The sequence below is a fragment of the Altererythrobacter sp. BO-6 genome, from assembly GCF_011047315.1.
GTDB lineage: Bacteria > Pseudomonadota > Alphaproteobacteria > Sphingomonadales > Sphingomonadaceae > Erythrobacter.
Window position 1 is genome coordinate 159,898 of sequence record NZ_CP049259.1, and the last position, 26,026, is coordinate 185,923.

A 26,026-nucleotide genomic window follows, 5' to 3' on the forward strand; every position below is an offset into this window, starting at 1 on the left:
GCCCGGCCAACCATATAACAATCGACCGGATTCGTAGAAAACAGGAACCTCTCCATGGCCGAACGGCCCTATATTGTCGGAAACTGGAAAATGAACGGGACGCGCGCGATGCTTTCGGAAGCGCGCGCGATCGACCGTGCGGCGCAGCGCCATATGAAAGTCGAAGTGGCACTGGCGCCCCCCTATACGTTGATTCACGCCGTTCACCGCGAAGTCGAGCAGATCGGCGTCGGCGCGCAGGATTGCCATCCGGGTACCGATGGCGCCTTCACCGGTGACATCTCCGCCAGCATGCTGGCCGATGCCGGGGCGAAGTTCGTCATCGTCGGGCATAGCGAGCGCCGCATGGGGCACGGCGAAAGCAACGAACTGGTGCGGCAAAAGGCGCAGGCGGCGCTCAGCGCCAGCATGCGGGTGATCATGTGCTGCGGCGAAGACGCCGAGACCCGCAAGGCCGGCCGGGCCATTCAATTCGTGACTGAACAGTTGACGGCATCGCTTCCCGAAATGGCAGATGCTGCAGAAAAGCTGACAGTGGCCTATGAGCCGATCTGGGCGATCGGGACCGGCAACAATGCCACGCCTGCCGATATCACCGAAATGCACCGCGAAATCCGCGCATTGCTGGTCAAGCTCTATGGCGAAGAGCAGGGCAAGGCAGTGCGGATCCTCTATGGCGGATCGGTGAAGCCGGAAAACGCCCGCGAAATCCTTTCCGCCGACGAGGTTGGCGGCGCATTGGTGGGCGGGGCAAGCCTGACCGCCGACAGCTTCATGGGCATCGCGCTCGCTGCGGGCGATCCCTTGGACAATTGAGCCGTCGCTCCACCCTTGTTCTATTCGCTCCGCGCCCCTAAATGCGCTGGCTGAAATCGAGAGTTGGTATTCATGTCGCTATTTCTGTTCCTCACCGTCGTCCAGGCCCTGGTCGCAGCCGCGCTTGTCGGCGTGATCCTGATGCAGCGTTCCGAAGGGGGCGGGCTCGGGATTGGTGGCAGCCCGGGCGGCCTGATGGGTGCGCGCGGCGCGGCTGACTTCCTGACCCGTTCCACCCGCTGGCTGGCGATTGCTTTTGTCACACTGTCGATCGCGCTTGCCGCTGTCGCGGTTGAAACGACCGGTGGCGATGAAATCAGCACCACGCTCGATCGCACGGTAGCGCCTGCCGCTCCGATTGACCCGCTCGCGGTTCCGGCACCTGCACCTGCACCGGCTGAACCGGCACCGGCCGACCCGCTCGGCGGCACCGCCGAGTAACCTTTTTCGCCGCGCGGTTGTGGATTGCAGCCTTTGCCGCGATCCAAAGCGCTTGCCACGAATCCGTTTCACCGCTTAAGGCCCGACTCCCATGGCGCGGTACATATTTATCACCGGCGGCGTGGTCTCCTCGCTCGGAAAAGGTCTCATGGCAGCAAGCCTCGGTGCTTTGCTGCAGGCACGCGGCTACAAAGTCCGCATTCGCAAGTTTGACCCCTATCTCAATGTCGATCCGGGCACGATGAGTCCGTATCAGCACGGTGAGGTCTACGTGACCGACGACGGGGCGGAGACCGATCTCGACCTGGGCCATTACGAGCGCTTTACCGGCGTTTCCGCGCGCCAGAGCGACAACATCACCTCCGGCCGGGTCTATCGCGACATTATCGCCAAGGAACGGCGTGGCGATTACCTTGGCGCGACGGTACAGGTGATCCCGCATGTGACCGACGCGATCAAGGAATTCGCGCTCGCCGGGCAGGAGGATCACGATTTCATCCTGTGCGAGATCGGCGGGACCGTGGGGGATATCGAATCGCTGCCGTTCATGGAAGCAATCCGGCAGCTGCGGAACGAGCTGGAACCGTTCCAGACGGTCTCGGTCCACGTTACGCTGGTGCCCTATATCGCGGCAGCGGGCGAGTTGAAGACCAAGCCGACCCAGCACTCGGTGCGCGAACTGGCCAGCCTCGGCATCAAGCCCGATATCCTGCTGTGCCGCGCCGAGCATCCAATCCCGGCCGGCGAGCGCCGCAAGATCGCGCAGTTCTGCAACGTGCGCGCTGAAGCGGTGATTCCTGCGCTCGATGCGCCGTCGATCTATTCGGTGCCATTGCAATATCATCAGGAAGGGCTGGACGCAGAAGTGCTGCGCGCCTTCGGTATCACCGATGCGCCGGAGCCTGACCTTTCGGCCTGGGACGATGTGACCGATCGCTATTTCAACCCGGAAGGCGAGGTTACGATCGGCGTAGTGGGCAAATATGTCGGCTTGCCCGATGCCTATAAAAGCCTCAACGAAGCGCTGGTCCATGGCGGGCTGGCCAACCGGGTCAAGGTCAACATCAAGTGGATCGATGCCGAGATCTTCGAGGGTGATGATTCGGAGATCACATCCAAGCTTGAGCCGCTCCATGGCATCCTGGTGCCGGGCGGTTTTGGCGAACGCGGCAGCGAAGGCAAGATCGCGAGCGTGCGCTTTGCACGCGAGCGCAAGGTTCCCTTCTTCGGCATTTGCCTTGGCATGCAGATGGCCTGCATCGAAGCGGCACGGGCGGCCGGTTTCGACAAGGCATCCTCGACCGAATTTGGGGAAACCAGCGAACCGGTGGTGGGCATCATCACCGAGTGGATGACGGAAGAGGGCCTGCAAACCCGCGAGGCGGGCGGCGATCTGGGGGGCACGATGCGGCTTGGCGCCTATGACGCGCGCCTGGCTGGCAACAGCCATATCTCGCGCATCTATGGCGGTGCGGAGATGATTTCCGAGCGCCATCGCCACCGCTACGAAGTTAACTCGGCTTATATCCAGCCGCTCGAGGCGGATGGTCTGATCTTTTCGGGGATGTCACCGGACGGGCTGCTGCCGGAAATTGTCGAGCGTCCCGACCATCCTTTCTTCATCGGGGTGCAGTTCCACCCCGAACTGAAGTCCAAGCCGTTTGACCCGCACCCGCTCTTCGCCGGCTTTGTCGCTGCCGCGCTGGAGCAATCGCGCCTTGTTTGACCCCCAATTGAGGGACACAAGTGCCTGAAAATAAAGGCGAGTTGAAAATTATCTAAACAGCCAAGTTGCTGAATTTCCAGCACGCTTTGCAGGCGCATACAATTCACTGTGCAGCGTGTCGCGTTCCTACAAGTCAACACAACGATTCTTGCGCAAGATAACGAGTACATTCATCGCGTGGGGGTGCGATCAGGGGTTTCAGCCTTAATGGAACACGGGACGTTCCCTATGTGATAGCGATCCGGGATTTTAGCTTTCCCGGCTTACAGGCTCGAACCGGCCGGTGCCGTCTTCTGCGACCCGGACGTCACAGGCTGGAAGAGGCGACCAAGTGTCGCAGGGGGCGGAAGAGATTCCGCCCCCTTTTAGTTTGGATTTCCGAAAAATGCGGTGCGCCGTCAGGCAGCGTCTGCCGCGTCATCCTTGCCTGGCGTATCAACCGCTTTGAGGCGGGGCTGGCCGTTCACGGCGATCTTCTTCGGCTTCATCACTTCAGGCAATTCGCGCAGCAGGTCGATGGTCAACAGCCCATCCGCAAGATCGGCGCTTTCGACACGGACATAGTCGGCCAGTTCAAAGCGGCGCTCGAAACCGCGGTTGGCGATGCCGACATGCAGCATCTCGCCTGCGGGAGCTTCGTCGCGCTTCTTGCCATTGACCACGAGCAGGTTCTGTTGCGCGGTGATATCGATATCGTCCGGGCGGAAACCCGCCACAGCCAGCGTGATGCGGTATTCGTCATCGCCGCGGCGTTCGATGTTGAAGGGGGGGTAATTGTCGCCGGAATTCAGCCGGGCCTGGTTTTCGAGCAGGTCGAAAAGCCGGTCAAAGCCAACCGTGCTGCGGCGATAGGGGGTCAAATCAAAACGTGACATGGCACAAATCCTCTCTTGAGCAATTTGAACAAATGGAGGCCTGCCTGAGCAGCGCTTCCGCAAGTTAAGTCTCCACCCCCATTGCGGCGGGCTTCGACTTCACCCAAATAAGGTGCGAAAAAGCTGGTTCAAGATGCACTGGCAAGGGATGAAAATGGCAAGGCCGAAAATCGATATTTATACCAAATTCGCTTGCGGATACTGCGTCCGGGCCAAGCACTTGCTCACCAGCAAGGGCGTGGAGTTCAACGAAATTGATGTCACCTTGGGCGGCACCAAGCGCGATGAGATGCTTCAGCGGGCACCCAATGCGATGACGGTGCCGCAGATCTTCATCGGCGACTATCACGTCGGCGGGTCGGACGATCTCGCCGCGCTGGAGCGCGAGGGCAAGCTCGACGCCTTGCTGGCGGGCTGATGCCGAAGATCGCTGTCCTGCAAATGACCTCGGGGATCGATCCGGCTGCGAATGCCGCGTCGATTGCCAGTGCCGTGCACGATGCAAAGGCGGGCGGCGCAGAGATGCTGTTCACGCCCGAAATGAGCGGGTTGCTGGATCGCGACCGCAAGCGCGCCGCCGCATCCATCCTGCCCGAAAGCGTATCCACTCTGCTCGCCGAAGTCCGGCAAGCTGCCGCCACGGCCAAAATCATGGTTGCACTCGGATCGCTGGCAGTCGCCCGTGAAGACGGGCGCTGGGCCAACCGCAGCTTCGTGATCGACGGCACGGGCGAAGTGATCGCTCGTTATGACAAGATCCACATGTTCGATGTCGAACTGGCCAGTGGCGAAAGCTGGCGCGAAAGCGCGGCTTATGCGCCCGGCGAAGAGGTTGTTGCGGTGGAGCACACGCCGATTGGGCGACTGGGGCTGGCCGTTTGCTATGATATCCGTTTCCCGGCGCTGTTTGAGGAACTGGGCCGGCGTCAGTGTGACGTCATCGCGATTCCCGCCGCTTTCACGGTGCCGACCGGGCGCGACCACTGGCACCTGCTCCAGCGCGCCCGTGCCATAGAGGCCAGCGCCTTCGTGATTGCGGCGGCGCAGGTGGGGAAGCACGAAGACGGGCGCGAGACTTATGGCCATTCGCTGGTCGTCGATCCGTGGGGGGAAGTCCTGCTCGATATGGGCGGCGAAAAGCCGGGGCTTGGCTTTGCCGACGTGGATCTTGCCCGCATTGATGAGGTGCGCCGCCAACTGCCAAGTCTTGCCAATCGCCGCGCGATCGCCAAATAGGCGCGCGTAATGATCGTCTATGACCTCATCTGTGACGCCGGGCACCGGTTCGAAGGCTGGTTCGGTTCGTCGGCTGACTATGCCGGGCAGCGCGAGCGCGGCCTTGTGTCCTGCCCGCATTGCGGCAGCGGGGACGTGGGCAAGGCACCGATGGCTCCCGCAGTGCCAGCGAAAAGCAATACACGTCTGGAAACCCCGCCTGCGGATCGGCAGCAGGTCTCCAGCCAGCCGATGCCGCCCGAAGTCCAGCAGGCACTGGCCAAACTGGCCGAAGCGCAGGCCAAGGCGCTCAAGCAAAGCACCTGGGTGGGTGACAAGTTCGCCGAGGTGTCGCGCAAGATGCATTACGGCGAGGCGGACGAGAAGCCGATCCACGGGCAGGCCAGCTTGGAAGAAGCCAAAGGGCTGATCGAGGAGGGCATTCCGGTGGCGCCGCTGCCGTTCCCGGTTGCGCCGCCCGATAAACTGAATTGATTGATTTAGCAGCCCGCGCTGCCTAAACCGCGCGCGGGCGCCCGTAGCTCAGCAGGATAGAGCATCAGATTCCTAATCTGGGGGCCATGGGTTCGAATCCCGTCGGGCGCACCAACTTTGCAGTCAGGGCAGGAATCCTGCTTTCCGGGCCATTTCGATTACACCCTGTGCCAACTCTTCCGGGCGGTCCTCCTGACTGAAATGCCCGCAATGGCTCAGCATTGCATGAGGCAATCCTGCTGCGCCCTTGACCCTGCTTGCCAACAGCGGCCCAGCCGATCCGAGTACGGGATCGTTTTCACCGAATAACGTCAGAAATGGCCTATCGAAGGCGGCTAGGCCCGCCCATGCGGCCTTATTCTCGGCGACACCTGGCTTGTCGTCCTCGACTGGGACCAGCTGCGGAAATGCCCGCGCACCGGCTTTGCTTGCTTCATTCGGGAAGGGCGCATCGTAAGCAGCAATTTCAGCCGGACTGCGTTCGGTTTGCGTGGCACGCTGCAGGATTGCGCCAATTTCGAACTCGGGAGAGGTCTTGGCAAATTCGCGCCATGCGATGAAACCGGCGCTAGCCTGCCCACCTCCCGTGGGCAGGAAGGTATTGCTGGCAACGACGCAGGCGAAACGATCAGGCTCTTCGCCGACCATGCGCAAACCCAGCAATCCACCCCAGTCCTGGCAGAACAACGCGGCATCTTGCGGGCACACTGCGTTCCGCCATTGCTGCAGCCAGTCAACGTGGCGAACATAGGTGTAGAACGAGGGATCGTCCGGCTTGTCGCTCTTACCGAAGCCGATGAGATCGGGCGCAAGACAGCGAAAGCCTGCTTCGACCAGGATCGGGATCATCTTGCGATAAAGAAAGCTCCAGCTTGGTTCGCCATGGAACAGCAATACTGGCGGCGCATTTCGCGGCCCCTCATCGAGGTAATGCATGCGGCCGTGGTGGCCATCGCCCAATTCGATCTCGAGCCAGTTCTCAGCAAAAGGATAGTCGGGCAAATCCGCAAATCGGGCTGGATCGTAGGAAATGATCTTCATCGCTGGGCTTCTTCCTTTCGCGTGATCGCTTCTGTTTCCTGTAACGGGGAAACACGAAGATAATCAGCTTTCGATCGGCACGCTATGCTTGAAGGTGTGCGTGACATAGGGGAACGGGATCTCGATCCCGGCGCTGTCCAGTGCCTGCTTGATCGCACGGACGACCTTGTCACGGCTCGCAAGTTCATCGGCCGGCGACGAGCCTGCCCACCAGCGCACCAGGAAGTCGACCGAGCTCGAGTTGAACTCGTTCGCGAAGACGTCGATTCCCTTGCCGACATCGACCGCGTCGACCCGTTCGACGGCCTTGCGGATCACTTCGGCGGCCTTGTCGAGATCGGCGTCATAAGAAACGCCGACCACCACCGAATGGCAGCGCTGTTCGACATCGGTGAGGATTTCGACTGGGTTCTTGAACAGGATCGAATTGGGCACCACGGTAAGTTCGCCTGAGCCGGCCCGGATATGCGTTTCGCGCAGGGTAATGTGCTCCACCTTGCCGCTGATGCCTTCGCAGGCGATAAAATCGCCGATCCGCATCTTTTCGCGCAGCATGATCAGCACGCCGGCCAGGAAATTCTCGAAGATATCCTGGAATGCAAAGCCAATCGCGACAGCGCCGATACCAAGCCCGGCAAACAGGCTGCCAGGGGTCAGGTCGGGGAAAACGATGATCGCGGCCAGCATTACCCCGAACAGCCAGATCGCAAGCTTCACCAGCGTCTCGATCAGCGTCTTGAGCGAAGGGCGCAACTCGGTCTTGCCAGTCAATTTGTCGGCGATCTTCGCCGCCGAACCAGCAATCAGCCCGGTCACCAGCAGCACGATGATGGCGATCACGATCACCGGGATGGAGCTTACGAAACTCTGCCACATGGACGTGACCTGGTAATCTATCTGGCTGAACATGCGCTTGTCCCCTTTGCTATCCTCAATCGATAAAGCAGGGCGGGGGTTCCGAAAAGGCTTGTTGCAGCGGTATCTAGCAACTTGAGCAGGTGGACTTGCGCGCTGCACTTGGGCAAGCAGCGGGCCAGTTTTTGAGAGGACAAGTCCCGCCGATGCAGGAAAGCAATGAACTGGCCGAAATCCGCCGCGCGGTGCGCGCACTGTGCGACGAGTTTCCGGGCGAATACTGGCGGGAGAGGGATCGTACGCGCGATTACCCGGCGGAGTTCGTTGACGCGCTGACGCGCTCTGGCTTCCTCGCTGCGCTGATTCCCGAAGAATTCGGCGGCAGCGGGCTGAAGCTCGATGCGGCCGCCGTGATCATGGAGGAAATCCAGGCATCGGGCTGCAATGGCGGCGCAGCCCATGCGCAAATGTACATCATGAACACGCTGCTGCGGTACGGCAGCCAGGCACAGAAGGCCGAGTACCTGCCGCGAATTGCCAGCGGTGAATTGCGCTTGCAGGCATTCGGCGTGTCCGAGCCGACCAGTGGCACCGACACGCTTTCGCTCAAGACGCGGGCGGTCCGTGACGGCGATCACTATGTCGTCAATGGGCAGAAGATCTGGACCAGCCGCGCCGAACATTCGGACCTGATGCTGTTGCTTGCCCGGACGACGCCGCGCGACCAGGTCGAGAAGCGGACCGAGGGCCTCTCAATCTTCCTCGTCGACATGCGCGAGGTGGTGGGGAAGGGCATGACCATCAAGCCGATCCGCACGATGATGAACCACTCCTCTTGCGAAGTGTTCTTCGATGACATGCGGATCCCGGCAAGTGCCCTGATTGGCGAGGAAGGGAAGGGCTTCCGCTATATCCTGTCCGGCATGAACGCCGAGCGGATCCTGATCGCGGCAGAATGCATTGGCGATGCCAAGTGGTTCATCGAAAAGGCCAAGGCCTACGCTAGCGAGCGCGAGGTGTTCGGCCGCCCGATCGGCCAGAACCAGGGTGTGCAGTTCCCGATCGCGCGGTGTTATGCACAGATGCGCGCCGCCGAGCTGATGGTGCATCATGCAGCCCATGTCTACGATCAGGGCGGAAACCCGGGCGAGGAAGCGAACATGGCGAAGCTGCTTGCGTCGGAAGCCAGCTGGGCCGCCGCCGACATGTGCGTGCAGACCTTCGGCGGCTTCGGTTTTGCCGAGGAATATGATGTTGAGCGCAAGTTCCGCGAGGCGCGGCTCTATACCGTGGCGCCGATTTCGACGAACCTGATCCTGTCTTATCTGTCGGAGCATGTCCTCGGTCTGCCGCGTTCCTACTGATATCCCGCACAAACCGCTTGATCGCGCGCGTTAACTGTGATTCTGTGCGGTTCGGGACAGTCGGGGACAAAATGCGCAAACCACCCAAGGAACAGATTCGGCAGGCATTGGCGCTCGCTGCGCTGCTGCTGATCGCGGGGTTTGCCGTTGCCGGGCCGACCGGATTGCTCGCCTGGAACGAGAGCGAGGAAGTCCTCAAATTGCGACAGGCGCAAATCGCCCAGCTTCAGGCAGAGCGCGATGCGCTCAAGAACAAGGTTGACCGGCTCAATCCCGATGGCGCCGATCCTGACCTGGTTGGCGAATTGCTGCGCAGCAATCTCAATGTCGTTCACCCGGATGAAGTGGTGATCACGCTCGAGGACGAATAGCGGCGTCCATTTGCATGAAGATTTCGTATGCAGGATACGCGCTTGACGTTGCGTCAGCGCGTGGCTTGCGCCTATAGCGATGCCCGAACCCCGCCTCCCCGGGATGAACAGAAACTGCAAGGATTTGAGCTTTGGCCAAAGCCGCGAAGACGCAACAGAAATCGCCCAGCAAAGCTGCATCGGACAATCCAGACTTCGCTCTTCATTCGCTCCAGGCAGCGCATGAGAAGAAGCCGCATTACGATGCGAGCGCCGAAGAAATGCTGCATTTCTATGAGCAGATGTTGCTGATCCGCCGGTTTGAGGAAAAGGCCGGCCAGCTCTATGGTCTCGGCCTGATCGGCGGTTTCTGCCATCTCTATATCGGCCAGGAAGCGGTGGCAGTGGGGCTCCAGTCGGCACTGACTGAAGGGCTCGACAGCGTCATCACCGGCTATCGCGATCATGGCCACATGCTCGCCTATGGCATCGATCCCAATGTGATCATGGCCGAACTGACCGGGCGCCAGGCTGGGATCTCGAAGGGCAAGGGCGGGTCGATGCACATGTTCTCGACCGAGCACAAATTCTATGGGGGGCACGGCATCGTCGGCGCCCAGGTGGCGCTCGGTGGCGGTCTGGCGCTGGCCCACAAGTACAACGAAGACGGCGGGCTCTGCCTGGCCTATTTCGGCGATGGCGCGGCGAACCAGGGCCAGGTCTACGAGACCTTCAATATGGCTGCGCTGTGGAACCTACCGATCGTGTTCGTGGTCGAGAACAACCAGTATGCCATGGGCACCGCGGTGCGCCGCAGCTCGGCCGAGACCGAATTCTACCGCCGTGGCACGGCATTCCGCATTCCCGGCATGAAGGTCAACGGCATGAACGTGCTGGAAGTACGAGGGGCCGCAGAGATTGCCTTTGCCCATGTGCGCGAAGGCAAGGGTCCCGTGCTAATGGAGTGCGAAACCTATCGCTATCGCGGCCACTCGATGTCCGACCCTGCGAAATACCGCAGCCGCGAGGAGGTGCAGGACGTGCGCGAGCACAAGGACCCGATCGAAGGCTTGAAGAAAGTTCTGCTGGAACAGGGCAAGAGCGAAGACGATCTGAAGGCGATCGACAAAGCGATCCGCGCGCGTGTCGCTGAAAGCGCCGATTTCGCTGAAACCTCGCCAGAGCCGGAAGCAGGCGAACTCTACACCGATGTGCTGGTGGAGGAGTATTGAGCCATGGCTATCGAACTCAAGATGCCCGCGCTTTCTCCGACTATGGAAGAAGGGACGCTCGCCCGTTGGCTCAAGCAGGAAGGCGATGCCATCGCTCCGGGTGACATCATCGCCGAGATCGAGACCGACAAGGCGACGATGGAATTCGAAGCCATTGACGATGGCGTGCTGGGCAAGATCCTGGTCCCCGAAGGCACTGAGAACGTAAAGGTTGGCGCGGTGATCGCACTGATCGAAGGCGAGGGTGGGGCAGAAGCGCCTGCGGCTGAAACGCCCGCACCGGCTCCTGCGCCTGCGCCTGCTCCAGCACCGGCTCCTGCGCCTGCTGCAGCTCCCGCGAAGCCCGCTCCGGCCTTGGCAAAGTCCGATCCCGCAATCCCCGAAGGCACCAGCTTCACCAGCACCTCGGTGCGCGAAGCGCTGCGCGATGGCATGGCAGAGGAAATGCGCCGCGATCCGCGCGTCTTCGTGATGGGTGAGGAAGTCGCCGAGTACCAGGGCGCCTACAAGGTCACCCAGGGCCTGCTCGACGAATTCGGGCCGAAGCGCGTGATCGACACGCCGATTACCGAATATGGTTTCGCCGGGATCGGCACCGGCGCCGCCATGGGTGGTCTCAGGCCGATCGTCGAATTCATGACCTTCAACTTCGCGATGCAGGCGATCGACCACATCATCAATTCGGCTGCGAAGACCAATTACATGTCAGGCGGGCAGATGCGCTGCCCGGTGGTGTTCCGCGGACCCAATGGCGCGGCCAGCCGCGTTGGCGCGCAGCACAGCCAGAACTATGGCCCGTGGTATGCCTCGGTACCGGGCCTGATCGTGATCGCGCCCTATGACAGCGCCGATGCGAAGGGGCTGATGAAGGCTGCGATCCGAAGCGAGGACCCGGTCGTGTTCCTCGAAAACGAGCTGGTTTATGGCCGCAGCTTCGATGTGCCGGATCTTGACGATTACGTGCTGCCGATCGGCAAGGCGCGGATCATGCGCGAAGGCAAGGACGTCACCATCGTCAGCTATTCGATCGGCGTAGGCCTTGCGCTCGACGCCGCTGCCCAACTGGCCGAGGAAGGCATCGACGCCGAAGTGATCGACCTGCGCACGCTGCGCCCGCTCGACAAGGAAGCGATCCTGACTTCGCTGGCCAAGACCAATCGCCTGGTCATCGCCGAAGAAGGCTGGCCGGTATGCTCGATCGCTTCCGAAGTGATCGCGATCTGCATGGAGGAAGGTTTCGACCACCTCGATGCGCCGGTGCTGCGTGTCTGCAATGAGGACGTGCCACTGCCCTATGCCGCGAACCTCGAAAAGCTGGCGCTAATCGATACGCCGCGGATCGTCGCGGCAGCGAAGAAGGTCTGCTACAAGTAGGCGATAAACGAAGGGGGCGATAACCGCCCCCTTACTCCCGGACTCTCTGGACTCACTCGTCGATCAGGAAGATCGGGCGCGAGAAGGTCAGCGTGGGCGATGCCCAGTTAACCAGCGGCACAACCGCAGGCGGTGTATAGGTCAGGGTTAGCGTCTTTTCGAATGTCCCGAACACGCGCGGGCTCGCCACTTCGGTGATCGTTGCTTCGAAACTGGCCTGCAAAAGGTAAGGTGCCCCTTCGCCCCTGGCTTCCGCCCAATCCTCGATCGCTTCGTCCGAGATTTCATTGCCCTTCTGATATTCCACCACAGCATAGCGGGCCGTTTCCGATGCGATCGAGCGCAAGGCATTCTGGGCCTGCATACCCAGGCCAACCTGGAAAACGCCGAACAGCATGGCGATTACGGCCGGTGCTAGCACCGCAAACTCGATAATCGTGGACCCGCTTTCATCGCGGGCGAGATGGTGCAGCGGCCGGTTCATGAGATCTGTACCCTTCGCGTCACTCGGAAGTTGATCGGGCCGCCGACACCAAACGAAGTCCAGGTGGGGGTGTAGGTATCGTTCATCTGGATAATGATGAATTCCGATACGACCGCGGTCGTCCCGCAGCCCAACGGGGTCAAGCGCAAGGTCGTTTCGGTGTCGCAACGATACCGCAGGCGCATCGTCACGTTTGCCGCGTCGAGCCCGGTCGAGGATCTCGATGATCGATTCCAGCGTTGCGCGATCGCTCGCTTCTTTCGGCGGGCGGGCGAGCACGACTGCGGTGGCCTCGGACGCCGCCGTCTGGAGTTCCGACTGGCGCGAGACGATCTTGCTGACTTCGAGACCACCCAAAGTCATGGTTGCGAGGATCGGCAGCACGAAGGCCGTTTCGATGGCAGCGCTGCCGCGCTTGTCGCGGAGCAGGCGTGCAAGAGGGCTACGGCGCGACATCAGCTGACCAGCCTTACGCGGGTTCCGCCGTTGCCGATGACGACATCATGCGTTTCGCCTGCCGGGCACAGCGTGGTCAGGTCTGCGGTGCCGCTGAGTTTCAGGGTCGAAGTCATGATCATCAGGCACTTCGCGGTTGCTTCCATGTTGCCTGCCAGCTGCATATCGCTCTTGGGCATGTAGATCACACCGTTGAGGTTGAAGTCCGCGCCGCCGGTCAGCTTGCTGCCGGCGTTGCCTGGCGAGGTTGGGTCCTCGAAGATCAGCATGCCCTCCATCAGGGCTGCGTCGTCTGCGCTGACCCCGGCCGCAATCAGTTCGAGCGCTGTCATCGGGGTGAGATACACTTCCGCGCCGCCATTGATGTCCACTTGGGCGCCGCCCTTGAGGACAAACATCACCCCGGTCCCGCGGAGCTCATTGCCGCCGTTGAGCTTCAGCCTGCCGCCGTTGATGACATAGATCCCGCCGGCCAGCGTGGTGTCGCAGCTCAGTTCGAAATCGGTGTAGGTGCCAGGCAGCAAGGCGCCGGACGAAGCGCTTGTTAGCGTCACATTGGTGTAGGACGTGACCAGAGTCTCGATCATCTGTTCGTAAATCTTGTCCGGCCCGCTACCCGAAACCTGGTAGGGGTCGCTGATGTTCTGCGACGTTCCATCGACCGGCAGGGACGTGAACGTCTGTCCCACGTTGGTTACCGTAGATGTCGTGCTGAGCTGCGCCCCCGAATAGGTGATCGTACCGGCATTGACGGCCTGATTTTCGTTCCGACCGCGATAATAGCGATATGACAGTGTTGTCTGGATAGTCTGGTCGGCAGTGTAGCTGACGCTGCCGGATCCGCATGTTACGGAACGCGGCGTAGGGTTATCTGGCGGGGTAAGGCCTTCATACGGATCTTCAAGTCCGTCAAAATTCTCGATCACGCTGGCGTTGGCAAAAGCACCCATGCCGTCCGAGACACCGCCAGCGGCGGCAACAGTATTGATGTTCTGCGCGCCGCCGCTGCCGTTGGTGCGGATTGATTCACTCGAGGTAGAGAACGATGCCACGCCGCATGCTGCGTCGACAGTCGGACCGCCGTTGAACCACAGCGCCTTGTCTGCTGTCTTGTGCAACGAAACGAGGCAGGCCGTGTATTCGTCAACTTCTTCAAAGATCGCCTGGGCGCGCACGCGGATGGTGGTGCTGCTGCCCAGCACAAAGCTGCTGAAGGGCAGGTTGGCGGTCGCCTCGGCGGTGACCAGCACGCTGTTGTCGGTGCCGGTTCCCCAATCCTCCAGCGTTGCATTGTGGATCGGAGGCAAATCCGTCGTAATCGACAAGTTGTCGTCAAATTCCTGATCTGCCCGCGTCACATACACTGTGCCGGTGTCGCCATTGCCGCGCGCCCATGCGCCGGCAAGCGCTGCCTGGTCGGCGGCGAATTGCAGCTCACGCTGCCACAGATACCATTGCGCAGCGTCCACGCTGAGCCCTGCGCCGCCCATCAGGGCAGGCAGGCTGAGCCCGAGGATGATCGCAGCGTTGCCGCTGGTGCACTGGCAAAGCTTCTGCCGGAAATCCTTGATGACACCCATTTTTAACGCCTCTGCATAGCTATGACAGAGGGGTTTAGCGCGACCGTCCTAATCAACCCTTCAAGCAGCGTGGTTAACGGCCGTTTAAAACTGGCATGCGCTTCCGGGCGGTATCCTTGCAGCGACTGCAAAGTATTGACAGCTCGTTATCTAAACCGCCTAGCTGTTGCTGCAATGCATGATCCGGAAGAGCCCCTGCCGCCTGAACAACAGCTGGCGCTGTCCTATTCGCCGCAGCACCTGCGACCGAAACTGGCGGGCTTCTTCGCACTGGACCGGCGCCTCGGCACGATCGTTGCCAAGACCACCGAGCCGTTGCTGGGGCAGATGCGCCTCGCATGGTGGCGGGACATGCTTGGCAGACCAGTCGATGAGCGGCCAAAGGGAGATCCTGTGCTCGATCAGATCGGGCAGTATTGGTGCGGGCTAGAGCAGGATCTGCTGCACCTTGTCGATGCGTGGGAGGTGATGGTCACCCAAGAGACGCTCGGCAGCGATCAGATCGAAGCTTTCGGCAACGGTCGCAGTACGCCATTGATATGCTTGTCCGGTCACCCATCCGGATCGGACGGAGGGCAAGTTTGCGCCGCAGCCTGGTGCTGGGCGCTGGCTGATGCCGCATGCGGCGTTTCCGCACCGCAGGAGCGGGCACTACTGGTTGAGGCAGGGCTGTCTCGCAGTTTGGCAGGAGGCAGGTGGCCGCGCCATTTGCGTGGCATAGGCGTGCTAGACGCTCTCTCAAGGCGCGCACTCCTGAGGGGAGGGCGGCCACTGATGGAAGGAAGGGGGGCGGCGCTGGTTGCCCTGCGCGCAGGATTGCTAGGAAGATGAATTCGGCTATCCTGCCCGCCTGTGAGGCAGGAGGGTCGTATGTCGCGCATTTTGCTGGGTTTGTTCCTTGGTCTCGTGGTCGCGAGTGTCGGGCTGTATTGGTGGCAGGGCCGCGCGCAGGTTGAGGAAAATGCGCCGCCTCCGCCGATGGCTGAAGCTGCCGGCCCTATGCCCGAAGATTTGCCCGTCACCGATCCGGGCGACATGCGCGGGCCATTGCCGCCTGAAGCCAGCGAACTGACGCGCGAGCAGCGCCGCTTCTTCCGCTATGACCGTAATCGCGACCTCACCATCAGCCGGAACGAGATGTTGTCTACCCGCAGCGATGCGTTCCGCGCGCTCGACAAGGACGGCAACAATCTGCTGACTTTCGAGGAGTGGGCGGTAACCACGGCAGAGCGCTTCGATGGCGCAGATGCCAATCGTGACGGCAGGCTGACCGCCAAGGAATTTGCAACGACCGCGCCCAAGCGACCTGCGGGCAGAGCGGCCTGCAAATGTTGAAAACCCGCCCCGCCAATTAAGGCGAGGCGGGGGATCAAGACCTCTGAATTCTATCGCGTCAGAACGTGTAATTCACGCCCAGGCGGATGAAGTGCAATTTCAGATCCTGGTTCACAGTCTCGCTGTAAGCGGGAGTGGTGAAGGCGCTGCCGGGGCGGTAAGCAGTGGTGTAATTGACCGATCCCTGGTCGGTGTAATCATAGCTCAGCCGCGCTGAAATGTTCCGCGTCAGGCGCTGCTCGATCCCGCCACCAACGGTGAAGCCATCGGTGTCCTTCTTGAGCGAGCCCTGCTTCAGATAATTGGCGCTGCTGGTGATACCTGCGCCGAACTTCATCTCGGCCATGGCCCAGCCACCAGTGAGGTAGAACAGCGTCGAGCCGGTCGTTAGCCCAAGCTTTGCCTTGGCGGACGCCAGGGACTCCGGCTTGACCGTGTTCGAGAAGGTATAGCTGGTGGCAGCGTTTGCGGTCTGCTTCAGCGGACCACGCGTTTCGATATGGTTCTTCTCGAACGAGCTGAATTCGATTTCAGCACCGAACACGACCGGGCCGGTCTGGTAGTTATAGCCCAGCTGCAGACCCAGGTTTACATTGTCTTCCTTTTGGTCGGCACCTGCGTTGGCGACGATAAAGTCCCGCAAGCCCTGCGTTTCAGTCGACCAGGCTCCGCCAAGCGTGACATCGCTTTCAGATTGCACCTCGCTCAGGCCGACGTGAACGCCGGCATAAAGGCCGGTCCAGCTCTCGTCATCCTGCGCCATGGCCGGCGATGCCGATACAGCCGTGGCCGCCGCGGCCAGACAGACAAAGGAATTGTAACGTTTCATTGATGTTGCTCCATGTGCGGGTCGCACGCCCGGACCCGCAAATGGTGCTCGCAACATTGCCGGGAGATTTACCGGAGCATTATTCGAATGTACTAGTTATTCACGAAAGCCAGATGCTTAGATCCTGCTTTGCACGGTTTGTGTAGGCTTCCTTGCGCGCTTTCTTCCGTACCTCGTGCAGTGGCGGGAACAGTCCGAAATTGACGTTCATGGGCTGGAACGTGTCGGCCTCGGCATCGCCGGTGATATGGCTTAGCAGCGCGCCCATGGCGGTGGTGCGGGGCAGGGGCTTCCACTCACCGCCTGCCAGTTCGCATGCGGTCATCATTCCTGCAATCAAGCCGACGGCACTGGATTCGACATAGCCTTCACAGCCCGTAACCTGTCCGGCGAAACGGATATGCGGCGCCTGGCGGAGCCGCAATTGCCGGTCAAGCACCAGCGGCGAATTGAGGAAGGTGTTGCGGTGCAGACCGCCAAGCCGCGCGAATTCGGCATTCTCCAGCCCCGGAATGGTCCGGAACAGTTCAATCTGCGCACCGTATTTCAGCTTGGTCTGGAAGCCGACCATGTTCCACAGCGTGCCCAGCTTGTTATCCTGCCGCAGTTGCACCACGGCATAGGGCCATCTGCCCTGCGGATGCTCGGGCGTGGTGTCATAGGGATTGTCGAGCCCTACGCCCTTCATCGGGCCATAACGGAGCGTCTCGACCCCGCGTGCGGCCATCACTTCGATCGGCATGCAGCCGTCGAAATACGGCGTGTCCTTCTCCCACTCGCGGAATTCTGTCTTATCGCCATCGAGCAGCCCCTGGTGGAAGGCAAGGTATTGCTCCTTGGTCATGGGGCAGTTGATATAGTCGCCGCCTTCGTTCGAGGCTTCTGTTCGCTTGTTCCAGCGGCTCTGGATCCAGCATTTCGACATGTCGATGCTGTCGCGGTGGACGATTGGAGCGATCGCATCGAAAAAGGCGAGCCGTTCCTGCCCGGTGGCCGCGACGATGTTCTCGGCCAGTGCCTGTGCGGTCAGCGGCCCGGTTGCGACGATCGTCAGGCCGGCATCGGGCAGCCGGTCGATCCGCTCGCGCACAACAGTGACGTTGGGATGCTCCGCCAGTGTGCGGGTGACTTCGGCCGAAAAGACATCGCGGTCGACCGCCATCGCGCTACCCGCGGGAACGCGCGCCATTTCACCGGCGCGCATGATGAGCGAATCAAGCTGCCGCATTTCATAATGAAGCAGGCCGACGGCATTCTTCTCGTCATCGTCCGAGCGAAAGCTGTTCGAACACACCAATTCCGCCAGACCGTCGGTCTGGTGCGCAGGGGTCATCTCACCGCTACCGCGCATTTCGGACAGGCGCACCCGAAAGCCCCGCTTGGCGAGTTGCCAGGCTGCCTCGCTGCCGGCGAGCCCGCCGCCAATGATATGCACGTCATGAGTGGTGGATTTGACCATAGCGACCAGCCCCTAGTGCTTGCCTGCCCCAATGTTCAAGTCCAAGAGAACGCGGGAAGGAAATGTCTATGCCCAAACGCGCGCTGATCGAACATCGCCCATGGCTGTTAGCGAGCATCATCGCCGCCGTGGCGTTCTATTTCCTGCGCGATGGTACCCTGGCCGACATCTGGAAGGCCGCTATCAAGGGGCTCGCGGTTGGCTGCCTGGCGTTCTACGCGATCAAGCGCGGTGCGGGTGCCAACGCCACGCTGATAGCGCTGGTGATGATGTTCGGCGCACTGGGCGATATGGCGATCGAGTTCGATTTCGGGCTGGGCGGAGCCCTGTTCCTTGTCGGCCACCTCATCGCGATCTGGCTGTATCTGCGGCACCCGCGCGAGCATCACTCGCCCAGCCAGATGGCGCTCGCAGGAGTGCTGCTGATCCTGACGCCGCTGGTCAGCTGGATGCTGAGCGGCGATCCGCTGGTTACGCTCTATTCTGCCGGGCTCGGCGCCATGGCGGCGACGGCGTGGATCAGCCGCTATCCGCGCTATCGGGTAGGGCTGGGCGCGGTCCTGTTCGTATTTTCGGACTGGCTGATCTTCAGCCGCATGGGCGCCATCGAACTTGGTGATCTGCCGCACTACCTGATCTGGCCGCTCTATTATGCCGGCCAGTTCCTGATCGCGACCGGCGTGGTGCAGACGTTGCGCCACGAGCTGAGCGAGGAAGACGACGAGATCGGTTGAGCAGCGAACCGGGTCAGTTGCCCGGTTCGCTCTCGATATCATCGTCCGATTGCGGAGGTGTGTAGGGCGTCGTTTCCGCGCTGCCACGCCCGGCCATTGCTTCGACCACTGCCTCCTCGGCCTCGTTTTCGGGCGATTCTGTCTCGTCGATCAGCGCCGCTCCGACCACATGCTCGTCATCTGCGACATTGAAGATGCGCACGCCCGCAGAACCGCGTCCGATGATGCGGAACCCGCCCGGGTCCTCGCCTTCAAGCATATGGCGAAGGTCGATCGGCAGCCGGATCAGCTTGGCCTGGTCGGTCACCAGCATCAGCTGCGAACCGTGGCGGACCGGGAAGCTCGCCACCACCGGACCGTTGCGATCGGGGTTGCTCTCAGGCGTGCCGATATTGGTGATGCCCTGGCCGCCGCGTCCGATTGTCCGGTACTCGTAGGAAGACGAAATCTTGCCATAGCCGTTGGCGGTAATCGTAAGGACAAACTCCTCCGCTTCGGCCATGCGGGCCATGGTCTCCGCATCGAGCGCCGGCTCGGCATCGTTATCTTTCCACGGCGCGGCGCGGAGATAGGCGTCGCGCTGCTCGGTTGACCACTCGCCAGCGTCGAGCACGGCCATCGAAACGACCTTTTGCCCGTCCTTGAGCTTCATGCCGCGCACGCCGATCCCGGTGCGGCTCTTGGTTTCGCGCGCATCGGTCGCGGAGAAACGGATTGCCTTGCCGGAATTGCTGGCCAGGAAAACATCCTGTGTTTCGGTCAGCAATTCGACCCCGATCAACCGGTCGCCGCTGCCTTCGACGAAGCCCATTGCGTATTTGCCATTGGTCGGCACATTGGTGAAGGCGTCCATCGAATTGCGCCGAACCATGCCCTGTTCGGTGGCGAATACGATATTGAGCGTGGCCCATTCGTTCTCGTCTTCGGGAAGCGGAAGCACATTGGTGACGCGCTCCTCTTCGCCAAGCGGCAGCAAATTGACCATCGGGCGCCCCTTGGTCTGCGGGCCGCCCTCGGGCAGCTTCCACACCTTAAGGCGGTAGACGCGGCCGGTATTAGTGAAGAACAGCACGGGGTTGTGGGTCGAGGTGACAAACATCTCGACCACGGCATCCTCGTCCTTGGTCGCCATCCCGCTGCGTCCCTTGCCGCCGCGCGCCTGCGCCCGGAAAGTGGCCAGCGGGGTGCGCTTGATGTAGCCGCCATGAGTGACCGTGACGACCATATCCTCCTGCTCGATCAGGTCCTCGTCATCCAGCCCGTCCCATGCAGGGGCGATTTCCGACATGCGCGGTGTGGCATAGGTGGCGCGGATTTCTTCCAGCTCCTGGCGCATGACGGCGTAGAGCTTGCGCCGATCGGCCAGGATCGAGAGATATTCCTCGATCGCGATCGATAGCTCCTTTAATTCGCCGCCAATCTCGTCGCGGCCAAGCGCGGTCAGGCGATGCAGGCGCAAGTCAAGGATGGCCTTCACCTGCCGCTCGGACAGGCGATAGGTCCCGCCGTGCTCATCCGCTGATGGTTCGATTGCCTCGACCAGCGCAATATATTGCGCAATGTCGCCAATGGGCCATTCCTTGCCAAGCAGCTTGGCCCGCGCATCCGCCGGGTTCGAAGAACCACGGATCATCGCCACGACTTCGTCAAGATTCGAAACCGCGACAACCAGGCCCAGCAAGATATGCGCTCGCTCACGCGCCTTGTTGAGTTCGAACTTGGTCCGGCGGGTGATAACCTCCTCACGGAAGCTGATGAAGGCCTGGATGAACTCGCGCAGCGTCAGCGTTTCAGGGCGGCCGCCGCGAATTGCCAGCATGTTGGCAGGGAAGCTCGCCTGAGCAGGTGTGTGACGCCACAACTGGTTCAACACGACTTCGGGCGTGGCATCGCGCTTCAGGTCGATCACCACGCGCACGCCTTCGCGGCTGGATTCGTCGCGGATGTCGGAAATACCCTCGATCCGCTTTTCCTTGGCGGCTTCGGCGATCTTTTCGACCAGGCCGGACTTGCCGACCTGATAGGGAATGGAGGTCAGCACGATCGATTGGCGATCGCCGCGCCCGGTTTCGATCTCGTGCCGCGCGCGCATCAGCACCGAACCGCGCCCGGTGGTGTAAGCGGTTTTGGCTCCAGACTGGCCCAGGATCAGCGGCGCAGTGGGGAAATCGGGGCCGGGAATGTATTCGATCAGCTCTTCCGTGGTGATCGCCGGGTTCTCGATAAACGCGAGGCAGCCCGAGATGACTTCGCCCAGATTGTGCGGCGGAATGTTGGTCGCCATGCCAACCGCGATCCCGCCTGCCCCGTTGACCAGCAGATTGGGGAAGCGGGCAGGGAGGACGGTCGGCTCACGGCGCGAGCCATCGTAATTGTCGACGAAATCGACCGTGTCCTTGTCGAGATCCTCGAGCAGTGAATTTGCCACACGCGCCAGGCGCGCTTCGGTGTAACGCATGCTGGCTGGCGGATCGGGGTCCATCGAGCCGAAGTTGCCCTGGCCATCCACCAGCGGCACCCGCAGCGACCACGGCTGGGTCATACGTGCCAGCGCGTCATAGATCGCCGCGTCGCCGTGCGGGTGATAGTTACCCATTACGTCGCCAACGATTTTTGCGCTCTTGCGATAAGGGCGCCCGGCCACAAAACCGCCTTCCTGGCTGGCGAACAGGATGCGGCGGTGGACCGGCTTCAAGCCGTCGCGTACATCGGGCAGCGCGCGGCTGACGATCACGCTCATCGCGTAATCGAGGTAGCTCGTCTTCATCTCATCGACGATGTCGATGCGTTCGTATTCACCCGTGGGGCGGGCGGAAGGAAGGATTTCGGTGTCGTCGTTCAAAACGGGTCCGATCTGGGATCAATTGCAGCAAAGTCGTTACTTTGCATGTAGTGCGAGCACGCCGTTTTCGCCACCTCGTGCCCGGGTCAAAGGTGGAACATGCGGTCTTTTTCCACACATAGCGTCGTTCATCTTCAGGGCATTCTGCCTGAATGCTGCAGGCTCCATTCAAAGCCCGTTCAGCACGGCTTGCATAGGGAGAATTGCAAATTTCCCCAAGGCAGGCCATGGCTGCGCCAGAATGTGATCGTACCCGCTCCGACAGAGCGTCAATTCATTGGTTCCAGGAGACAGTTTGATGCGTCTTTTCGTTTCTAATCCGCTTGCCCGCGGCAAGGGGGCACGGCATCTCGCGCTCGCCATTGCACTGGCGACCGGCACGGCGATGCTGAGCGGTATGGTGGCCGAGCCTGCGTTCGCCCAGCGCGAGAAAAAGGAGCGTAAGAAGGACGAAGGCAAGCCACAATATTCCAAGGAATTCGTGGCCGTCTATCAGCCGCTGAGCGCAGCCGTGAATGCGGAAGGGGCCGATGTTGCAAGCCTCAAGGCGCAATTCCCCGGTTTGCTGGCGGCTTCGCTGAATCCTGATGAGAAGATGGTAGCAGGCAACCTGATCTACAACGCGGGCGTGCGCGGCAACGATCGCCAGCTGCAATTGCAGGGCATGACCACGATGCTTGAAAGCGGCAAAGTGGAAGCAGACCAGGTGGGGCGCTTCAATTTCATCGCTTACCAGCTTGCCAGCGCCCTGGGCCAGCATGCGCAATCGCGCGCATATTTGCAGACCGCGATCGATCAGAACTTCACGCTGGAAAACGTTTCGGCAGCCGACCTGCGCATCGCGATGGCGGAAAGCTATTTCGCGGAAAACAACTTCGCGCAGGGCCTCGACTATCTTTCGCGGGCGATTGCCAACGTCCAGGCATCCGGCCAGAAGGTTGACGAAAGCTGGTACCGCCGCGGTTTGAGCGTGGGCTATACCAACAAGATCGTGCCTCAGGTCTATGAAGTCGTGGCCAGCTGGGTGGGCGATTACCCGAGCCCGACCAACTGGCGCGACGCGGTGAACATCGCGCGCAATCTGAATTCCTTCGAAGCGCCCGAAATGCTCGATCTGATGCGCTTGTCGTATCGCGTCGATGGGCTGCTGGAGAAGTACGAATACAGCGACTATGTCGAAGCGGCAGATGCCCGGCGCCTTCCCCGCGAGGTTAAGCGAGTCATCGAGCGGGCCTATGCAAAGGGGCATGCCAGCAAGGACGACATCTATCTGTCGGACGCGCTGACCCAGGCAAACGCACGTATCTCAAGCGACGAAGCGGACCTGCCGGCGCTCGAGCGCGATGCCCGCGCTGCAAGTGCGCCATTGCGCACCGTGGTTGCGGCCGGGGATACCTTCCTGAGCTATGGCCAATACGACAAGGCAGAAGAGTTCTACATCAAGGCATTGGGCATGCCGGGTTCCAACACTGCGCTCGTCCTGACCCGCCTTGGCATCGCACAGACAGAGCTGGGCAAATATGGCGAGGCGCAGGCCACCTTCGGCAAGGTCGAAGGGATCCGCGCGCCGATTGCGCGGTTGTGGAGCACCTATTCCAAGCAAAAGGCTGGCGCGGTTGCTCCGGCCGCTGCACCGGCGGTCGCAACTGGTAGCTAAGCCAGCAAAAAGTTGAAAAAGGAAAGGCGCGGCCCTGCATAGGGTCGCGCCTTTTGCATTGCGGCTATCTGAATTCAGCGCAGGCGCCTGACATAAACCTGCCCGTCCGTACCGCGCTTCAGTTCGAACCGGTCGAGCGACCGGAGCAATTCTGACAGCCTGCGGAACCCGTAGTTGCGGACATCGAAACTCGAACGGTTGCCCGCGATCTGGCCGACTTCCTGCAATTTGGCAAAACCGTCATCATCACGGCTTGCGGCTTTCCAAGCACCGCCCAGCAATTCGATGAGCTCTTCGTCAACGGCGTTCTCCCCCTTGCCGGGGGCATTGCCGCTGCCGCCATCTTCCTTCATCAGCTTGCCGATATCGATAAAGCGGGTGCAGGCGGTGCGCAGCGCTTCAGGCGTCTTGGTGTCGCCAAAGCAATAAACGGGCAATCCATCCTGGCGCAGCCGAGTGACGAGCGGGGTAAAGTCGCTGTCGCTGCTCATGATCCCGAAACCGTCGACCTTGCCCTGATAAAGCAGGTCAACTGCATCGATCGTCATGGCCATGTCGGTCGCATTCTTGCCGCGGGTCAGGTCGAATTGCTGGTGCGGGCGGATGCCATAACGGTTGGTGATATCGGCCCAGCGCTTCAACGCGTCCTTGGCCCAATTGCCGTAAGCGCGGCGAATGTTCACCTGCCCCAGTTCGGCCAACACGGTTAGGACGGCATTGATGCCGCCAGGATCGACATTGTCTGCGTCGATCAGCAGCGCGATGTTTTTTGCATTTGTTTCTGACATGGCGCCTAATTGGGGCCGGGGCAGGGTGCGGGCAAGCGATTATTCGACCGGCTCGAATGCGCCCTTCGTTTCATCCAGTACGTAAAGCACGCCTTCCGATATCGCAAAGAAGGCACCGCGCAGCTTCACCGCGCCGCTCCGCTCCTTTTCGGCAACCCACGGAAAGGTACGCAGGTTGGCGAGGCTGACCTTGACCGCTTCCATTTCCATCGCGCGCTCTGCTTCGCGGCCTTCGGTCCCGTAACGTGCGGCAACCGGTTCGCGCGCGTGATCGAGCAAGTGGATCCAATCGGCGATGAAACCCCCTTCGCCGGGCTCGTTGCCGTGCAAGTCCTGTGTCAGGGCTGCCTTGCACCCGCCGCACATGCCATGCCCCATCACCACGATCTGCTTCACTTGCAGCATCTGGACGGCAAACTCGACCGCAGCGGACACCCCGTGGTGGCCCGGCGCGTTTTCGAATGGGGGGACCAGTGCAGCAACGTTGCGCACTACAAAGATGCGGCCGGGATCGACATCGAATATCTGCGCCGGATCGACCCGGCTGTCGCTGCAGCCGATGATCATCAGTTCGGGGCGCTGGCCCTCGCGCACCAGCTCGTCATAGCGGGCCTTCTGGCGCGGGTAGCCTTCGTGGCGAAAGCGCCGGTATCCTTTCAGCAGTTCGGCAAATTCAGGCACTTTCTGCGTCCCCCCAGAGCATCATGCTAGAAACGTTCGCCCCTGATCACCTGCACATCCCACATGCTGAAGAGCAGCCCGTGCGATGTCAGGATCGGGGCAATATCCTCTGCCAGTTGCATCGCCTTGTCCTCCGGCGCGATTGTCAGCACCAGGACCTTGTCGGTGCCCATCACGCGTTCTTCGCGCCAGCGCCCCTCGCGGCCCTTGCCGGATTCAACCGGAGTCACCGTCCAGCCGGTGATTCCCACCTTGTCGATGGCAGTGGTCACACGTTTGACCAGCGCCTTGTCGGTCAGGATTTCGATGCGTTTGCGGATCACGGTCTCGATCATGGCGCGCTGGCTCCCATCATGCCTGCCAGCGCGCTCGCGGTCGCGCTGATCAAGCCGATATTGACGAGGATGTTGAAGGGGAAGGTCAGGCTGAGCGACATCGTCAGGTAGATGCCCGGGTCAGCTTCGGGCAGGGCGAGCCGCATCGCCGCCGGGACGGCGATATAGCTGGCGCTGGCGCACAGCACGCCCAGCGCGGCAGCGGAACCGACGTCCAGGCCGATGATCGTGCCCAGCGCTGCGCCCAATGCTCCGTTCACCAGCGGCAGACCGATTGCGATCACGACCAGCCGCCAGGTCAGCGCGCGGGCATCCATGATCCGGCGCGCCGCGATCAGCCCCATGTCCAGCAGAAACAGGCAAAGTACGCCCTTGAAACCAGCCTCGAAGAAGGGGCTGACCTCGGAAAAGCCGTCGCCCCCCCCGATCATGCCGATCGCAAACGCGCCCAAAAGCAGGACCACCGAAGCATTGAAGAATACCTCGTGCAGCAATTCGCCCTTGGACTGGTCGCCCTTGCTGCCCATACCGCGGGCCAGCAAAAGGCCCGAGAGGATAGCGGGCGTTTCCATCGCCGCCATCACCGCCACCATATAGCCGCCGGGCGGTTTGCTCTGTGCCTCAAGGATCTCGACCGCGGTGACGAAGGTTACCACGCTGACCGAGCCGTAATGCGCCGCGACTGCACCGGCATTGATCCGGTCAAGCCTGCCAAAGCCCTTGATCAGGGCATAGGCGGCAAAGGGGATCAGGAAACTTGCGGCAATGCCGGCACCAAGCGCCGCCAGCACCGTGCTGTCGATCCCGGATTTCGAAACCGCGACCCCGCCTTTAAGGCCGATCGCCGCCATCAGGTAAAGCGACATGCCCTTCGCAATCGCCTCGGGGATGGCAAGGTCCGAGCGGGCGAAAGCAGCCACCATGCCCAGCACGAAAAACAGCACTACGGGCGAGGTGAAAGTCTGCAGTGTCGTAGCGTCCATTGCCCCGCGTTAGCCATGCATACCTATCTCGACAAGCGGCACCATTGCGCCTTGCACAGCCTTTCCCTAGATGGGCGCC

26 protein-coding genes and 1 tRNA gene are annotated in these 26,026 nt (G+C 61.2%); 15 read left to right on the plus strand and 12 right to left on the minus strand.

Translation table 11 applies throughout. The features are described 5' to 3' along the window. Positions 1–54 precede the first annotated feature (54 nt). The 3 genes from tpiA (at position 55) to G6N82_RS00765 (ending at position 2,983) form a co-directional block, all read left to right on the plus strand. The gene (gene tpiA / locus G6N82_RS00755) at positions 55–816 is read left to right on the plus strand and encodes a triose-phosphate isomerase (protein WP_165192797.1); all 762 of its coding nucleotides are present in this window, start codon (positions 55–57) and stop codon (positions 814–816) included. 72 nt (positions 817–888) lie between these two features. Further along, entirely contained in the window at positions 889–1,257 is a 369-nt protein-coding gene (gene secG / locus G6N82_RS00760) for a preprotein translocase subunit SecG (protein WP_165192799.1), read from the plus strand. 91 nt (positions 1,258–1,348) lie between these two features. Next, positions 1,349–2,983: a CTP synthase gene (locus G6N82_RS00765; protein ID WP_165192801.1), complete on the plus strand. Its 1,635-nt coding sequence runs from the start codon at positions 1,349–1,351 to the stop codon at positions 2,981–2,983. 398 nt (positions 2,984–3,381) lie between these two features. Here G6N82_RS00765 and G6N82_RS00770 read toward each other — a convergent pair whose 3' ends face one another. Further along, positions 3,382–3,858, minus strand: coding sequence for an Hsp20 family protein (locus G6N82_RS00770; protein ID WP_206520247.1), 477 nt, complete (start codon positions 3,856–3,858; stop codon positions 3,382–3,384). A 154-nt stretch (positions 3,859–4,012) separates the two neighbouring features. On the opposite strand from G6N82_RS00770, the gene grxC reads away from it, so the two are divergent. The 4 genes from grxC (at position 4,013) to G6N82_RS00790 (ending at position 5,682) form a co-directional block, all read left to right on the plus strand. Beyond that, complete coding sequence (grxC, locus tag G6N82_RS00775) at positions 4,013–4,276, plus strand: glutaredoxin 3 (protein WP_165192803.1); 264 nt, start codon at positions 4,013–4,015, stop codon at positions 4,274–4,276. After that, positions 4,276–5,094, plus strand: a complete 819-nt coding sequence (locus tag G6N82_RS00780) for a carbon-nitrogen hydrolase family protein (RefSeq protein ID WP_165192805.1) — start codon at positions 4,276–4,278, stop codon at positions 5,092–5,094. The genes grxC and G6N82_RS00780 overlap by 1 nt, the downstream gene beginning before the upstream one ends. A 9-nt stretch (positions 5,095–5,103) precedes the next feature. Further along, a complete protein-coding gene (locus G6N82_RS00785) occupies positions 5,104–5,568 on the plus strand; it encodes a DUF1178 family protein (RefSeq protein ID WP_165192807.1) in 465 nt (154 codons plus the stop codon). A 37-nt stretch (positions 5,569–5,605) separates the two neighbouring features. Beyond that, positions 5,606–5,682: transfer RNA gene (locus G6N82_RS00790), tRNA-Arg, on the plus strand. Between the two features lie 9 nt (positions 5,683–5,691). Here G6N82_RS00790 and G6N82_RS00795 read toward each other — a convergent pair. After that, positions 5,692–6,609 carry a haloalkane dehalogenase gene (locus G6N82_RS00795; RefSeq protein ID WP_165192809.1) on the minus strand — a complete coding sequence of 306 codons (918 nt, stop codon included), beginning with the start codon at positions 6,607–6,609 and terminating at the stop codon, positions 5,692–5,694. Between the two features lie 63 nt (positions 6,610–6,672). Continuing rightward, positions 6,673–7,518: a mechanosensitive ion channel family protein gene (locus tag G6N82_RS00800; protein WP_165192811.1), complete on the minus strand. Its 846-nt coding sequence runs from the start codon at positions 7,516–7,518 to the stop codon at positions 6,673–6,675. Between the two features lie 152 nt (positions 7,519–7,670). On the opposite strand from G6N82_RS00800, the gene G6N82_RS00805 reads away from it, so the two are divergent. The 4 genes from G6N82_RS00805 (at position 7,671) to G6N82_RS00820 (ending at position 11,784) form a co-directional block, all read left to right on the plus strand. Beyond that, a complete protein-coding gene (locus G6N82_RS00805; RefSeq protein ID WP_165192813.1) occupies positions 7,671–8,828 on the plus strand; it encodes an acyl-CoA dehydrogenase family protein in 1,158 nt (385 codons plus the stop codon). Between the two features lie 71 nt (positions 8,829–8,899). Next, positions 8,900–9,199 (plus strand): septum formation initiator family protein, encoded by a 300-nt coding sequence (locus G6N82_RS00810; RefSeq protein ID WP_165192815.1) that lies wholly within the window; start codon positions 8,900–8,902, stop codon positions 9,197–9,199. A 131-nt stretch (positions 9,200–9,330) separates the two neighbouring features. After that, positions 9,331–10,410 carry a pyruvate dehydrogenase (acetyl-transferring) E1 component subunit alpha gene (gene pdhA, locus G6N82_RS00815; protein WP_165192817.1) on the plus strand — a complete coding sequence of 360 codons (1,080 nt, stop codon included), beginning with the start codon at positions 9,331–9,333 and terminating at the stop codon, positions 10,408–10,410. A gap of 3 nt (positions 10,411–10,413) precedes the next feature. Next, positions 10,414–11,784: a pyruvate dehydrogenase complex E1 component subunit beta gene (locus G6N82_RS00820; RefSeq protein ID WP_165192819.1), complete on the plus strand. Its 1,371-nt coding sequence runs from the start codon at positions 10,414–10,416 to the stop codon at positions 11,782–11,784. 52 nt (positions 11,785–11,836) lie between these two features. On the opposite strand, the gene G6N82_RS00825 is transcribed toward G6N82_RS00820, so the two are convergent. Together G6N82_RS00825 and G6N82_RS00830 are read right to left on the minus strand one after the other, a co-directional pair. Next, positions 11,837–12,724 carry a TadE/TadG family type IV pilus assembly protein gene (locus G6N82_RS00825; RefSeq protein WP_277601950.1) on the minus strand — a complete coding sequence of 296 codons (888 nt, stop codon included), beginning with the start codon at positions 12,722–12,724 and terminating at the stop codon, positions 11,837–11,839. Beyond that, positions 12,724–14,304, minus strand: coding sequence for a pilus assembly protein TadG-related protein (locus G6N82_RS00830; protein ID WP_165192823.1), 1,581 nt, complete (start codon positions 14,302–14,304; stop codon positions 12,724–12,726). Before G6N82_RS00830 ends, G6N82_RS00825 begins: the two co-directional genes overlap by 1 nt. 174 nt (positions 14,305–14,478) lie before the next feature. Between G6N82_RS00830 and G6N82_RS00835 the strand changes: the two genes are divergently transcribed. Both G6N82_RS00835 and G6N82_RS00840 read left to right on the plus strand, forming a co-directional pair. Beyond that, complete coding sequence (locus G6N82_RS00835) at positions 14,479–15,135, plus strand: hypothetical protein (protein WP_206520248.1); 657 nt, start codon at positions 14,479–14,481, stop codon at positions 15,133–15,135. A 39-nt stretch (positions 15,136–15,174) separates the two neighbouring features. Further along, entirely contained in the window at positions 15,175–15,639 is a 465-nt protein-coding gene (locus G6N82_RS00840) for an EF-hand domain-containing protein (RefSeq protein WP_165192827.1), read from the plus strand. A 58-nt stretch (positions 15,640–15,697) separates the two neighbouring features. Here G6N82_RS00840 and G6N82_RS00845 read toward each other — a convergent pair whose 3' ends face one another. Both G6N82_RS00845 and trmFO read right to left on the minus strand, forming a co-directional pair. Beyond that, the gene (locus G6N82_RS00845; RefSeq protein ID WP_165192829.1) at positions 15,698–16,468 is read right to left on the minus strand and encodes an outer membrane beta-barrel protein; all 771 of its coding nucleotides are present in this window, start codon (positions 16,466–16,468) and stop codon (positions 15,698–15,700) included. Positions 16,469–16,568: 100 nt separating this feature from the next. Further along, entirely contained in the window at positions 16,569–17,927 is a 1,359-nt protein-coding gene (gene trmFO, locus G6N82_RS00850) for a methylenetetrahydrofolate--tRNA-(uracil(54)-C(5))-methyltransferase (FADH(2)-oxidizing) TrmFO (protein WP_165192831.1), read from the minus strand. Between the two features lie 68 nt (positions 17,928–17,995). Between trmFO and G6N82_RS00855 the strand changes: the two genes are divergently transcribed. Beyond that, positions 17,996–18,661 (plus strand): lysoplasmalogenase, encoded by a 666-nt coding sequence (locus G6N82_RS00855; protein ID WP_165192833.1) that lies wholly within the window; start codon positions 17,996–17,998, stop codon positions 18,659–18,661. Positions 18,662–18,674: 13 nt separating this feature from the next. On the opposite strand, the gene gyrA is transcribed toward G6N82_RS00855, so the two are convergent. Next, positions 18,675–21,503, minus strand: coding sequence for a DNA gyrase subunit A (gene gyrA / locus G6N82_RS00860; RefSeq protein WP_165192835.1), 2,829 nt, complete (start codon positions 21,501–21,503; stop codon positions 18,675–18,677). A gap of 298 nt (positions 21,504–21,801) precedes the next feature. Between gyrA and G6N82_RS00865 the strand changes: the two genes are divergently transcribed. Beyond that, positions 21,802–23,160, plus strand: a complete 1,359-nt coding sequence (locus G6N82_RS00865; RefSeq protein ID WP_165192837.1) for a hypothetical protein — start codon at positions 21,802–21,804, stop codon at positions 23,158–23,160. Between the two features lie 74 nt (positions 23,161–23,234). On the opposite strand, the gene G6N82_RS00870 is transcribed toward G6N82_RS00865, so the two are convergent. The 4 genes from G6N82_RS00870 to G6N82_RS00885 are packed head-to-tail and all read right to left on the minus strand — an operon-like array spanning position 23,235 to position 25,947. Continuing rightward, positions 23,235–23,948, minus strand: coding sequence for an NYN domain-containing protein (locus G6N82_RS00870; RefSeq protein WP_165192839.1), 714 nt, complete (start codon positions 23,946–23,948; stop codon positions 23,235–23,237). Positions 23,949–23,987: 39 nt separating this feature from the next. Further along, entirely contained in the window at positions 23,988–24,629 is a 642-nt protein-coding gene (locus G6N82_RS00875; protein ID WP_165192841.1) for a carbonic anhydrase, read from the minus strand. Positions 24,630–24,655: 26 nt separating this feature from the next. After that, complete coding sequence (locus G6N82_RS00880) at positions 24,656–24,964, minus strand: transcriptional regulator (protein WP_165192843.1); 309 nt, start codon at positions 24,962–24,964, stop codon at positions 24,656–24,658. Beyond that, positions 24,961–25,947: a sodium-dependent bicarbonate transport family permease gene (locus G6N82_RS00885; protein WP_165192845.1), complete on the minus strand. Its 987-nt coding sequence runs from the start codon at positions 25,945–25,947 to the stop codon at positions 24,961–24,963. Before G6N82_RS00885 ends, G6N82_RS00880 begins: the two co-directional genes overlap by 4 nt. Positions 25,948–26,026 lie beyond the last annotated feature (79 nt).

Excerpts from the sequence above, each read along its gene's own strand:
- G6N82_RS00820 (WP_165192819.1), top strand. The coding sequence starts at position 10,414 with ATGGCTATCGAACTCAAGATGCCCGCGCTTTCTCCGACTATGGAAGAA.
- G6N82_RS00780 (WP_165192805.1), top strand. The coding sequence starts at position 4,276 with ATGCCGAAGATCGCTGTCCTGCAAATGACCTCGGGGATCGATCCGGCT.
- G6N82_RS00845 (WP_165192829.1), bottom strand. The coding sequence starts at position 16,468 with ATGAAACGTTACAATTCCTTTGTCTGTCTGGCCGCGGCGGCCACGGCT.
- G6N82_RS00795 (WP_165192809.1), bottom strand. The coding sequence starts at position 6,609 with ATGAAGATCATTTCCTACGATCCAGCCCGATTTGCGGATTTGCCCGAC.
- G6N82_RS00810 (WP_165192815.1), top strand. The coding sequence starts at position 8,900 with ATGCGCAAACCACCCAAGGAACAGATTCGGCAGGCATTGGCGCTCGCT.
- G6N82_RS00865 (WP_165192837.1), top strand. The coding sequence starts at position 21,802 with ATGCGTCTTTTCGTTTCTAATCCGCTTGCCCGCGGCAAGGGGGCACGG.
- trmFO (WP_165192831.1), bottom strand. The coding sequence starts at position 17,927 with ATGGTCAAATCCACCACTCATGACGTGCATATCATTGGCGGCGGGCTC.
- secG (WP_165192799.1), top strand. The coding sequence starts at position 889 with ATGTCGCTATTTCTGTTCCTCACCGTCGTCCAGGCCCTGGTCGCAGCC.
- tpiA (WP_165192797.1), top strand. The coding sequence starts at position 55 with ATGGCCGAACGGCCCTATATTGTCGGAAACTGGAAAATGAACGGGACG.
- G6N82_RS00785 (WP_165192807.1), top strand. The coding sequence starts at position 5,104 with ATGATCGTCTATGACCTCATCTGTGACGCCGGGCACCGGTTCGAAGGC.
- G6N82_RS00880 (WP_165192843.1), bottom strand. The coding sequence starts at position 24,964 with ATGATCGAGACCGTGATCCGCAAACGCATCGAAATCCTGACCGACAAG.
- G6N82_RS00885 (WP_165192845.1), bottom strand. The coding sequence starts at position 25,947 with ATGGACGCTACGACACTGCAGACTTTCACCTCGCCCGTAGTGCTGTTT.
- G6N82_RS00805 (WP_165192813.1), top strand. The coding sequence starts at position 7,671 with ATGCAGGAAAGCAATGAACTGGCCGAAATCCGCCGCGCGGTGCGCGCA.
- G6N82_RS00765 (WP_165192801.1), top strand. The coding sequence starts at position 1,349 with ATGGCGCGGTACATATTTATCACCGGCGGCGTGGTCTCCTCGCTCGGA.
- grxC (WP_165192803.1), top strand. The coding sequence starts at position 4,013 with ATGGCAAGGCCGAAAATCGATATTTATACCAAATTCGCTTGCGGATAC.
- G6N82_RS00855 (WP_165192833.1), top strand. The coding sequence starts at position 17,996 with ATGCCCAAACGCGCGCTGATCGAACATCGCCCATGGCTGTTAGCGAGC.
- G6N82_RS00840 (WP_165192827.1), top strand. The coding sequence starts at position 15,175 with ATGTCGCGCATTTTGCTGGGTTTGTTCCTTGGTCTCGTGGTCGCGAGT.
- G6N82_RS00825 (WP_277601950.1), bottom strand. The coding sequence starts at position 12,724 with ATGTCGCGCCGTAGCCCTCTTGCACGCCTGCTCCGCGACAAGCGCGGC.
- G6N82_RS00830 (WP_165192823.1), bottom strand. The coding sequence starts at position 14,304 with ATGGGTGTCATCAAGGATTTCCGGCAGAAGCTTTGCCAGTGCACCAGC.
- G6N82_RS00800 (WP_165192811.1), bottom strand. The coding sequence starts at position 7,518 with ATGTTCAGCCAGATAGATTACCAGGTCACGTCCATGTGGCAGAGTTTC.
- G6N82_RS00835 (WP_206520248.1), top strand. The coding sequence starts at position 14,479 with ATGCATGATCCGGAAGAGCCCCTGCCGCCTGAACAACAGCTGGCGCTG.
- G6N82_RS00770 (WP_206520247.1), bottom strand. The coding sequence starts at position 3,858 with ATGTCACGTTTTGATTTGACCCCCTATCGCCGCAGCACGGTTGGCTTT.
- G6N82_RS00870 (WP_165192839.1), bottom strand. The coding sequence starts at position 23,948 with ATGTCAGAAACAAATGCAAAAAACATCGCGCTGCTGATCGACGCAGAC.